This window comes from Azospirillum sp. TSH20 (assembly GCF_003115935.1).
Taxonomy (GTDB): domain Bacteria; phylum Pseudomonadota; class Alphaproteobacteria; order Azospirillales; family Azospirillaceae; genus Azospirillum.
Genome location: NZ_LGQU01000076.1, coordinates 65939 through 76791, shown reverse-complemented (window position 1 = coordinate 76791; position 10853 = coordinate 65939). Strand labels below are relative to the sequence as shown.

The 10853-nt window shown below is 69.9% G+C and carries 8 protein-coding genes; 4 read left to right on the top strand and 4 right to left on the bottom strand.

Annotation, left to right across the window (positions count from 1 at the left end; all coding sequences use genetic code 11):
* Positions 1-159 precede the first annotated feature (159 nt).
* From eat to TSH20_RS20885, 3 genes are all read right to left on the bottom strand, one after another.
* Positions 160-1572: an ethanolamine permease gene (eat, locus tag TSH20_RS20895; RefSeq protein ID WP_109076505.1), complete on the bottom strand. Its 1413-nt coding sequence runs from the start codon at positions 1570-1572 to the stop codon at positions 160-162.
* A 65-nt stretch (positions 1573-1637) separates the two neighbouring features.
* Entirely contained in the window at positions 1638-2402 is a 765-nt protein-coding gene (gene eutC / locus TSH20_RS20890) for an ethanolamine ammonia-lyase subunit EutC (RefSeq protein ID WP_109076504.1), read from the bottom strand.
* Positions 2402-3793 carry an ethanolamine ammonia-lyase subunit EutB gene (locus TSH20_RS20885; RefSeq protein WP_109076503.1) on the bottom strand — a complete coding sequence of 464 codons (1392 nt, stop codon included), beginning with the start codon at positions 3791-3793 and terminating at the stop codon, positions 2402-2404. Before TSH20_RS20885 ends, eutC begins: the two co-directional genes overlap by 1 nt.
* A gap of 417 nt (positions 3794-4210) precedes the next feature.
* Here TSH20_RS20885 and TSH20_RS20880 point away from each other — a divergent pair, with 417 nt between their 5' ends.
* Positions 4211-4399 carry a hypothetical protein gene (locus tag TSH20_RS20880; RefSeq protein ID WP_109076510.1) on the top strand — a complete coding sequence of 63 codons (189 nt, stop codon included), beginning with the start codon at positions 4211-4213 and terminating at the stop codon, positions 4397-4399.
* A gap of 13 nt (positions 4400-4412) precedes the next feature.
* Here the strand turns inward: TSH20_RS20880 and TSH20_RS20875 are convergent, their stop codons facing one another.
* Positions 4413-5069 (bottom strand): DUF1194 domain-containing protein, encoded by a 657-nt coding sequence (locus TSH20_RS20875; RefSeq protein ID WP_348770447.1) that lies wholly within the window; start codon positions 5067-5069, stop codon positions 4413-4415.
* 517 nt (positions 5070-5586) lie between these two features.
* On the opposite strand from TSH20_RS20875, the gene TSH20_RS20870 reads away from it, so the two are divergent.
* The 3 genes from TSH20_RS20870 (at position 5587) to TSH20_RS20860 (ending at position 10785) form a co-directional block, all read left to right on the top strand.
* On the top strand, positions 5587-7425 hold the full coding sequence (locus TSH20_RS20870) for a hypothetical protein (RefSeq protein WP_247871557.1): 1839 nt from the start codon (positions 5587-5589) through the stop codon (positions 7423-7425).
* Positions 7426-7582: 157 nt separating this feature from the next.
* Complete coding sequence (locus tag TSH20_RS20865) at positions 7583-8218, top strand: LysE family transporter (protein WP_109076501.1); 636 nt, start codon at positions 7583-7585, stop codon at positions 8216-8218.
* A 500-nt stretch (positions 8219-8718) separates the two neighbouring features.
* A complete protein-coding gene (locus TSH20_RS20860) occupies positions 8719-10785 on the top strand; it encodes a GGDEF domain-containing phosphodiesterase (RefSeq protein ID WP_109076500.1) in 2067 nt (688 codons plus the stop codon).
* Positions 10786-10853: the final 68 nt, after the last annotated feature.

Below are 10853 nucleotides of genomic sequence, written 5' to 3'. Positions count from 1 at the left end.
CGGACCTACGGTCCGCCTGCCGCGTCAGCACAAAGCAAAGCTTTGTGCGAGAGCTGGGCGGGGGAGGGACTGCCGCCACTCTCCCGCATCAGCACCAATCCCCTCCCCCGCCCAGCGGGGGAGGGTCAGGGTGGGGGTCTAACTTCCGGTGCCGAAAGCTCAATCCACCATCGACCGCGCCTCGGTGAAGGCATCCATATGCCCCAGCCCCGACGCGCCGCCGGCCTTCACCCGCATGCCGGCGGTGGCGACGTGGAACAGGTAGCCCAGCGCGAACAGCGCCACGAACAGCCCGAAGACCAGCGCGTTGTAATAGATCATCGTCACCAGGGCCAGCACCGCCAGCACCAGCGAGATCGCGGGGAACACCGGGTAGAAGGGCGCGCGGTACGGCCGCTCCAGCGCCGGTTCGGTGGTGCGCAGGCGGAACAGCGCCGCCATGCTCATGATGTACATGACGATGGCGCCGAACACCGACATGGTCACGATGTTGGCGGTCAGCGGCTGGCCGCCGATCTTGATCAGCTCGTCGGAATAGATGGCGGCGATGCCGATCACGCCGCCGGCCAGGATGGCCCAATGCGGGGTCTTGCGGGTCGGGTGCAGGCGGGCCAGCACCGGCGGCAGGAAGCCGGCGCGGGACAGCGCGAAGATCTGGCGCGAATAGCCCATGATGATGCCGTGGAAGGAGGCGATCAGCCCGAACAGGCCGATCCACACCAGCATGTGCAGCCAGCCGCTCGATTCACCGACCACCGCCTTCATCGCCTGCGGCAGCGGGTCGTTGATGTTCGACAGCGCGTTCCAGTCGCCGACGCCGCCGGCGAAGATCATGGTGCCGAAGGCCAGCACCACCAGCGTCAGGATACCGCAGATATAGGCGCGCGGCACGGTGCGCTTGGGATCCCTGGTCTCCTCCGCCGCCATCGCCGCGCCCTCGATCGCCAGGAAGAACCAGATGGCGAAGGGGATCGCGGCGAAGATGCCGCCGAAGGCGTCCATGCTGAAGCTCGGCGACCCGGCCCAGCCGTTGGCGGTGAAGTTGGCCCAGGAGAAACCGGGATAGACGACGCCCATGAACACCACCAGCTCGATGATCGCCAGGATGGTGACGAACAGCTCGAAGGTGGCGGCGATGGACACGCCGGCGATGTTCAGCCCCATGAAGACGATGTAGGCGCCGACCGCCGCCGTCTTCGGGTCCAGCCCCGGAAACTGCACGTTCAGATAGGCACCGATGGCGAGCGCGATGGCCGGCGGCGCGAAGACGAACTCGATCAGTGTGGCGAAGCCGGCGACGAAGCCGCCGGTCGGCCCGAAGGCGCGGTAGCTGTAGGCGAAGGGACCGCCGGCATGGGGAATGGCGGTGGTCAGCTCGGTGAAGCTGAAGATGAATGTGGTGTACATCGCCGCGATCAGGATCGTGGTGACGAGGAAGCCAAGCGTTCCCGCCGCCGCCCAGCCGTAGCTCCAGCCGAAATACTCGCCGGAGATGACCAGCCCCACGGCGATCCCCCACAGATGGAGCCCGCTCAGGCTCTTGCTCAATTCAGGCTTCGTGTTCCCAGACATGTTGCCTCCTGCCCCTGTTCAAAGGCTTTGAAAGTCACGGCATTGGTGCCGATGGCGGCGCTCTCTCAGGACCGGTCGGTGAGTTGTTTTTTCTCGTTGTCCGGACCGGCAAGGGACGGGGCGTCCTCCTTCAGGGCGACCCCCGTCAGCTTCAGCCGCGCCGCCTCGGTTGCGAGCCAGCACAGCTTGTCGGCGGCCGTCTGGATCGACAGGCCGTCGGCATGGATGTTGGAAATGCAGTTGCGTTCGGAATCGGCGCGGCCCGGCTTCGGGTCCCAGGTCAGATAGACCCCCAGCGACTCCGCGGCCGACAGGCCGGGCCGCTCGCCCACCAGCAGCGCCACCAGCCGGGCGCCCATGGCCGCCGCCACCTCGTCGCCCAGCGCCACCCGCGCCTGTTCGGCCAGCACCACCGGCCCGATGCGCAGAGACCCCAGCCGCGCGACGCAGGCATGGACCAGCGGCGCGGCATTGACCTGCACCGCAGCGGCCGACAGCCCGTCGGCGATCACGAACAGCAGGTCCCACTCCCCCGCCGGCAGCGCGGCGGCACTGGCCGGATCGAGCCGGCGGCCGAGATCGGGCCGGCGCAGATAGGTCGGCCGGTCGGAGGCCGCGCTGTGGACGCGGATGGTCTCCAGCGGCGACAGGTCGGCGGCCAGCCAGTCGAAATCGACGGCACTATGGACCGCGTCGCGGGCGCGGGCATGGGCGAGCTGGAACTCCAGCAGAGCCTTGGTCGGCAGGGCGTCGCCGCTGCGGCCGAGCGCGATGCGGGCGCGGGTGGCGCTGCGGAAGCGCGCCCATGGATCCTTGGGATTGTCGCTCATCAGGCCGCACTCCCCAGCAGGGCGGAGACGACCAGGCTCTGGTCGGGCCAGGGCGGCAGGCGGCGCTGCTCGTCGAGCCAGCCGGCCTTGTCCAGCCACGCTTCGAACTCCGGCGCCGGCGGGCGTTTCAGCAGATGCCGCAGCCCGAGCACGTCGTGGTACGACAGGCTCTGGTAATTCAGCATGACGTCGTCGGCGCCGGGCACCGCGATCAGGAAATTGACGCCCGCGGTCGCCAGCATCGTCATCAGGACGTCCATGTCGTCCTGGTCGGCCTCGGCATGGTTGGTGTAGCAGACGTCGCAGCCCATCGGCACGCCCAGCAGCTTGGCGCAGAAATGGTCTTCCAGCCCGGCCCGCGTGATCTGCTTGGCGTCGTAGAGATATTCGGGGCCGATGAAGCCGACCACCGTGTTGACCAGCAGCGGGTCGAAGGCGCGGGCGACGGCATAGGCGCGGGTTTCCACCGTCTGCTGGTCGACGCCGAAATGGGCGTCGGCCGACAGCGCCGATCCCTGCCCCGTCTCGAAATACATCACGTTGTCGCCGATGGTGCCGCGCTTCAGCGCCTTGGCCGCCTCCTGCGCCTCGGCCAGCAAGGACAGGCTGACGCCGAAGCCGCGGTTGGCCTTCTCGGTGCCGGCGATCGACTGGAACACCAGATCGACCGGCGCCCCGCGCTCCATCGCCTGCATCGTCGTGGTGACATGGGCCAGCACGCAGGACTGCACCGGAATATCGAAGCGGGTGCGCACGGCGTCCAGCATCTCCAAGAGCGCGATGCAGGCCGGCACATTGTCGGTCGCCGGGTTGATGCCGATCACCGCGTCGCCGATGCCGTAGAGCAGCCCGTCCAGCGTGGAGGCGGCGATGCCGGTCGGGTCGTCGGTCGGGTGGTTGGGCTGCAGCCGGCTCGACAGCCGCCCCGGCAGCCCGACCGTGGTGCGGAAACGGGTGACGACCGAGCATTTGGCGGCGACGCAGACCAGATCATGGTTCCGCATCAGCTTGGACACCGCCGCCACCATCTCCGGCGTCAGGCCGGGGGCGAGCGCCGTCAGCGCCGTGGTGTCGGCGTCATAGGACAGCAGCCAGTCGCGGAACTGCCCGACCGTCATGTGCGCCACCGGCCGGAAGGCCTCGGCGTCATGGCGGTCGATGATGAGGCGCGTCACCTCGTCGGTCTCATACGGGACCAGCGCCTCGGTCAGGAAGGTTTTCAGCGGCAGGTCGGCCAGCACCATGCGCGCCGCCACCCGCCGTTCGTCGCTGTCGGCGGCGATGCCCGCCAGCTCGTCCCCCGACCGCCGCGGCGAGGCGCAGGCCATCACCGCCTTCAGATCGTCGAAACGGTGGCGCTGCCGCCCCAGATCGCAATGGTACCCAGCCATGCCGGCCTCCCGCCCGTCTCATCACGGAAGGCAGAGTGGCACGGCGGACGCGGCGGGCAGTTGACCGTAGAACACAAAATGCGGGTCAGCCGCTTACCCTGCCCAGGATCCCCTCTCCCCCCCGGGGAGAGGGTTAGGGTGAGGGGGTCGCGTGGCGAGGATCTTCAAGAATCGCGCACTCTCCGCTCCCAGTTAATCGACGCAATGCATCCCCCTCACCCCGACCCTCTCCCCGGGGGGGAGAGGGGGATATGGGCGGGAGGAGTAACTGAAATGGAGGCGCCCCAGCCCAAGCGTGACCGTAAGCCGCGCAATCGGCTAGGCGGCCGAACCCAGAGCCCGGCCGTGCCGTTCCCTATCGCACCGCAGCGCGCCGCCCGTCACCGGACGCCGCGCGCCACAAGTAAGGAGACCGTCATGCTGACGCTGTTGCGCACCGCCGTCCTGGTCCTGCCGCTGGTCGCCGTGGCCGCCTGCCACAAGGACGGTCCGGCCGAGCGGGCCGGCGAGTCCATCGACAACGCCGGCCAGAGCGTCAAGGACGCCATCGACCCACCGGGTCCGGCGGAAAAGGCCGGCCGCGCCATCGACCGGGCGGTGAACTGACTCCCACCCCCGCTCAGCGAGCCGCGAAGTCCAGCCCGTCCGGCTGGACGCCCGACACCTCCAGCAGCAGTTTGCTGAGAATGGCGTCGGCGAAGGCGTCGAAGTCGCGGGCCGGCACCAGGAAGGCGCCGGGGCCGCCGATGACATGGTCGCGGTAATAGCCCTCCAGGTCGTTCGGCGCCGCGCCGCCCCAGGGGTTGGGCCGGTCGTTCAGGATCGGCAGCCCATTGATGGTGATGCCGCGGGCGACCGCGGCGTCGCGCGCCTCCTCCACCGGGCGGCCGCGGTTGTTCTCGCCGTCCCCGGAAATGTCGATGACCCGCCGCATGCCCTCGAACCCGTTGTTGTCGAACAGCGGAACGACGAAGTCGATGGCGGCGCTGATCGAGGTCCATTGCTCCGTCGTCATCGGCGCCTCCGCCACCATCGCCGCGAAGCGCTCGACGCTGGCCGGATCGCTCAGCTCGGTCCAGGCGACGACGATGTGCTGATAGCTTTCGCCCGACCATTCCACATAGGTGGCGCCGATCCGGCCGAAGGGGCCGCCGCGGATCGCCGCCTGCACCTTCGGGTTCAGCAGGGCCTGGACATAGCCGTTGCGCTGCAGCTTCGCCTCGTCCGGGTCGACGCTGCCGGACACGTCCACCGCCAGGACCAGTTCCAGGTCCACCGGCGTCTGCGCCGCGGCGGGAACCGCGGATAAGCACAAGCATAAAGGAGCGACGACAAGCAGGGAGGCGAGGAGGCAGGCACGGCTATGGGCCAAGAGACGGTATGCACGCATACGCACCCTCCTTCTCGCCACCGGTGTCCGGCCTGTCGCGCCGGACAAAGAGTCGCGCCGGACGAAGGATTGAGGATTGGTGTGCGAACGTTTCCTGTCCATGCCCCGCCGGGCTATTCCGGCAGTCGCGATTGGGCAGGGCGGGGTACTCCACGCCGCCCACCGGACTTGCGGGCCGGCGGCAACCCGCGGCGGTTCGGAGCTTCGCCCCGATAGGGAGGTGACAAACCGCCGATTGCCTGCATAGCTTACGCCTTAAGGGGTAGTCCGCAAGGCGACGCCTTCCCGTCCCTCCCCGTCCCCATCCATGTTCCGAGCAGCCATAGACGTGCCTTCCGCCCGCTCGCTCCCCTGCCATACCGCCGCACCGGTTCCGTCCCGATGGGCTGGCCGGCTGTCATGGTTGGCCGGCGCGGCGCTGGCGGCCGGCTGGACCGTCATGGCGGCGGCCCAGACCCTGCCCCCTCCGCTGCAGTCCGCCGGGCTGACCGTACCCGCTCCGCCCAAGCCGCAAGCCCCGGCCGGGCAGACTCCGGCTGGGCAGAAACCGGTTGGACAGACTCCGGCTGGGCGCCCCGCCGACGTTCCCGGCACCTGCGCCGATCACGAACCGGCGGGCCAGGCCGTCCTCGATGCCCTGTCCGGCGGGGACGAGGCATTCGCCGAACTGGCCCGCCGGTCGCCGGCGGACGCCTTCCGCTGTTCCAGCCTGTTCCCCGGCGAGGCGGCGCTGGCCGCGCTGCGCGGGGCGGCGACGCTGGCGCCCTTCGACGCGGTCGGAGCCGCGGACCAATTAATCGGCCGTCCCGGCGGCGCGGAGATCGTCGCCCTCGCGCTGGACCCCGGGCTGCTGTCGCGGGCGCTCGACACCGGGCTGCCCTTCTACGAAACGCGGCACGAACTGCGCAAACGCCTGGGCAAGCCCGAGCTGCGGGCGCTGGAGATCCAGGCGGCGAAGGCGCTGGCCGCCTCGCTCGCGCGCGATCCGGCCGCGATGGCGCCGAAGATCGGCGCGCTGCTCGACGACATGGTGGACGATCCGCCGGCCGACCGCTTCCACATCGCCATGGCGCTGTCGGCGGAGGATCTGTTCGGGCTGATCGCGCGGATCGGGCCGCAGCTCTACACCTCCTCGCTCGACGGGCTGGTCAACATCCTGCAAATCCAGCTCAAGCAGGAGCGGCGGAGCCTTCTCGACCTCGCGCGCGGCGAACGGACACGGCCGCTGTGGGCCGACTTCTTCGTGGCGACGGTCGGCGGCGGCCGGGCGGCCAGCCTGTTCGGCGCCAATCCCGCCACCGCGCGAGACCTGATGCGCGAGAGCCTGCGGGCTCTGCTGCCGGCCCGGGACGCGCCGGTGCCCGGAGCCGACGCCGCCATGGTGATCGGTGCGCTGGCCGACGCCATGGACCTGGACAACCGCGCCGTCCGCGCCGCCCTGGAGGACGAGCTGGCGGTCTGGTACCGCGGGACCGGCGAAACGCCGGCCCGGACCATGGCCGGACTTGCCGGCAGCCTGCATGCGACGCGCCTGTCGGGGCGCCCGGCCACCCCGGCTTTCGAGGCCGAACGGTTCCTCCAGCGCCATCCGCCGGCCGCCCTGCCCGTCCTGACCGGGCAGCGCCTGTTCCGCAACGGCATCAACGTCCAGCGGATGACCTTCTACGACGACCCCGACGGGCGGGCCTCCTTCCGCGGCTTCCTGCGGCAGCACCGTGCCCAGGGCTGGGCGCTCCACAGCCAGTCCGGCTTCACCGTCGCCGTCAGCCCGGACCGCCACGGGCGCCGGATCGTCATCGTCGCCGACGAGCCCGGCGCCAGCGACGCCGGCCGTGCCGCCGCCTGGGACTGGATGGCGCGCGAAGGACTGACCCCGTCCATCGTCATCCATCGCGGCCACAGCTATCACGAGGACTCCACCATGACGGAGATCGCGCCGGCCACGGCGCTGGTCTTCTGGGGGTCCTGCGGCGGGCACACACGGTTGCGCGCCACGCTGGAACGCGCGCCCGACGCGCTGGTGCTGGCGACGCAGAACATCGGCGTGTCGACTGTCAACGAAGCCCTGCTGGGCATCATCGAAAACCGGCTGCTGGCGGACGGCGTCATCGACTGGAACGGGGTGTGGCGCGAGGCGCAGCGCCGCATCCGCGACCGCCGCTTCGCCTCCTACAAGCGGCCGGACCAGGATTCGGCGAACCTCGCCTTCCGGGCTTGGCAGGTGCGGGCGGCGGCGCCCTGAGCAGGACCGGCAGCCGGAACGTTCGGCCCGGCCCGCCTCGCCGCCGAGCATGGCTGTGTTTCGCCGGAGCCGCTTGCGGCGGAGCCGGACGCGTGCTGCTGTGGTGTGGCCGATTGTTGCCCACCCCCGGTATCCCCGTTCTTGAGGCTCCCAAATCATGATGTGGCAGACCCTCGCCTTCTTCTTCGCCACCGCCTTCGTGATCTCGGCGACGCCGGGGCCGAACATGCTGCTGGCGATGAGCCTCGGCCTGCGCTTCGGCGCCCGCCGTGCCGCATGGGGCGGCGCCGGCATGTGCGCCGCGCTGGCGGTGATGGCGGCGCTGTCGGCCTTCGGGCTGGGCGCCCTGCTCTCCACCTCCGTCCTGGCCTTCGAGATCGTGCGCTGGGCCGGCGTCGCCTATTTGACCTGGCTCGGCATCGCCGCGTGGATGGCGCCGGTCGAGCAGCCCGGCGAGCGTGACGCCGCCGCAGCCGCTTCGGGGGAAGGCACGCCCGTCCGCCTGTTCCTGCGCGGCGCGCTGGTCGCCTTCAGCAATCCGAAGGCGCTGGTGTTCATGGGCGCCCTGTTCCCGCAGTTCATCGACGCCGCCGCGCCGCTGGCGCCGCAGCTGATGGCGCTGGTCGCCACCATGGTGGTGATCGAGTTCGGCTGGATCATGGCCTATGCCACCGGCGGCGACCGGCTGGCGGCGAAGCTGACCACCGTGTCGGCGGCCAAGTCGCTGAACCGTCTGACCGGCGGCCTGATGATCGGCGCCGGCGGCCTGCTGGCGCTCGCCCGCCGGGTCTGAGAGTCTGCAGGATTCTTCGCGCGGTTATCGGTCGTCATCCGCGCGAAGGCGGGGAACCAGGAAGCTCTGCACCTAAGCCACTGAAAAAGCTGGATTTCTGCCTTCGCGGGAATGACGGCCGAGAATGATCTATGATAGGGCTCAAAGTCTGCAGACTCTGATTCACCCCTGTCCTCGCGCTCAAAGAAAAAGGGCCGCGCAATCGCGCGGCCCTATAGTTTAGGGAGGAAACGCCCCGAGAATGGGCAAGGCCAAGATATGCTGCGGCGCACACGAACTGGTATTACCAATGCTGAATGGTAGCCATGCGCCGCAGGAATGGGCCCATGCAGCAATATGCATTCTCAGCAATAGAGCGCGTCCCCGGTTACAAAAATTTCATGGAACCGCCGCGCCGCGGTCATCGCCCGCACCACTAATGCTTCGGTTCGTCGCCTCTGCCGAAAGGCTTAGCCCTTGTAGATGCGGCGGTGCGAAACATGCGGCCGAGGAACGGTGCGATGGCGATCCCAGTCCTGCGCAGCCTGACGCTGAAGCAGGCGATTCACGCGGTTCTCGCCGCCTTCGTCATCGGTCTGACCATCACCGCGGCCGAATTCGCCTGGACCGCAACCCGTGAGCGGACCATGGCCCTGGCCCAGGTGGCGGACGCCGTCGCCCTGGTCGAGGGGCCGGCCGCCAGCGCCGCCTGGCTGATCGACGGGGAACTGGCCGGACAGGTGCTGCAGGGCATGGTCCGCGCCAACGCCGCCTGGGCCGAGATCCGGCTGGGCGACGGCACCCTGCTCGCCCGCCGCGAACGCCCAGCCGGACCGGCAAGCCTGCTGGAGCGCGCGGCGACGGCGCTGCTGTTCATCGACCGGCCGGTGGTGACCCATGACCTGACCACCCCGGCGAGCGCGCCGAAGTTTGCGGACAGTCCCCGCATCGGCACGCTGATCGTCGGCATCGACACCGGGCGGGCGGCGTCCGGCTTTCTCGCCTATGTCTCGGCGGCGCTGGTGGCGGGAACCCTGCGCAACCTGCTGATCGGGCTGGCGATGGCGGCGGTGTTCCACCGGCTGCTGACCCGGCCGCTGCTGCAGATCGGCCGCGCGGTGGCGCGGATCGACCCGGAAAAGCCCTATGGCCAGCCGCTGGCTGTGCCGCGCGGCCATGCCGACGACGAGCTTGGCTTCGTCATCGCCCGCTTCAACCACACCCTGACCCTGCTGGAGCGCGAGCATGACGAGTTGCGGCGGCTGGCGACGCGCTGTCCGCTGACCGGGCTGGCGAACCGGGCGCTGCTGCTCGACCGGCTGGACCACGCCATCGAACTGGCGAACCGCGCGCGGGAACCGGATGCCGGCCGGCTGGCGGTGCTGTATGTCGACCTCGACCGCTTCAAGCGGGTCAACGACAGCCTTGGGCACGGCGTCGGCGACCTGCTGCTCTGCCGGGTGGCGGAGCGGCTGGGCGCCAGCGTGCGCCGCTGCGACACCGTCGGCCGGCTGGGCGGCGACGAGTTCCTGGTGGTGCTGGAGCGCGTCGCCGACCGCGACGAGGCGGCGATGGTGGCGCAACGGCTGCTCGACGGCCTGTCCTCCCTGCGCGAGGTGGGGGAGCATCGCGTTCACCTCACCGCCAGCATCGGCATCGCCGTCCATCCCCTGCCGGGCAACGGCGAATCGCCCGACAGCACCGGCCTGATGCGGATGGCCGATTCGGCGATGCAGGCGGCCAAGACGGCAGGCGGCGACCGCTTCGTCTTCTACACCCGCGACATGACCGACCGCGCCGAGACCCGGCTGCGGCTGGAATCCGGCCTGCGCGAGGCGGTGGCGGCGCGGGCCTTCGAACTGGTCTATCAGCCGAAGATCGAGGCGGCGAGCGGCCGGCTGACCGGGTTCGAGGCGCTGATCCGCTGGCGGCACGAGGGGGCGGCGATCTCCCCCGCCGACTTCATCCCGGTGGCCGAGGACACCGGCCTCATCATCGAGATCGGCCGCTGGGTGCTGGAGGAGGCCTGCCGCACCGCGACCCGCTGGGCGCTCGACCATGGCCCGGTGCCGGTGGCGGTCAACGTCTCCGCACGCCAGCTCGCCGATCCCGGCTTCGCCCGGCTGGTCGAGCAGGTGCTGCAGCGCCACGCCACCCCGCCCCACCTGCTGGAGCTGGAGATCACCGAGACCGTCATCATGAAGGACGTGCGCCACCATCTGCCGACGCTGAACCGATTACGGGCGTTGGGGGTGCGCATCGCCATCGACGATTTCGGCACCGGCTATTCCTCGCTGGCCTATCTGCGCCAGCTGCCGGTGGATGTGCTGAAGATCGACCGCAGCTTCGTCAACGACCTTCCGCACGCCCCCGACATCGCCTCCACCGTCATCGCGCTGGCCCAGCGGCTGTTGCTGTCCACCGTGGCGGAGGGGGTGGAGACCGCCGAGCAGCGCCATTGGCTGGCGGAGGCCGGCTGCGACTGCCTGCAAGGCTTTCTGATCTCGCGCCCGCTGGCGGCCGAGGCGGCGGAAGCGATGGTGATGACCGCCTTCGCCCGCAACGAGGCGCTTCCGCTGACGGCCTGAGGGCACCGCGTTGACCGGAGTTCCGGTCAACGCGCGGCGGAGGTCCGGTCAAGACAGGCCGCCGCCAC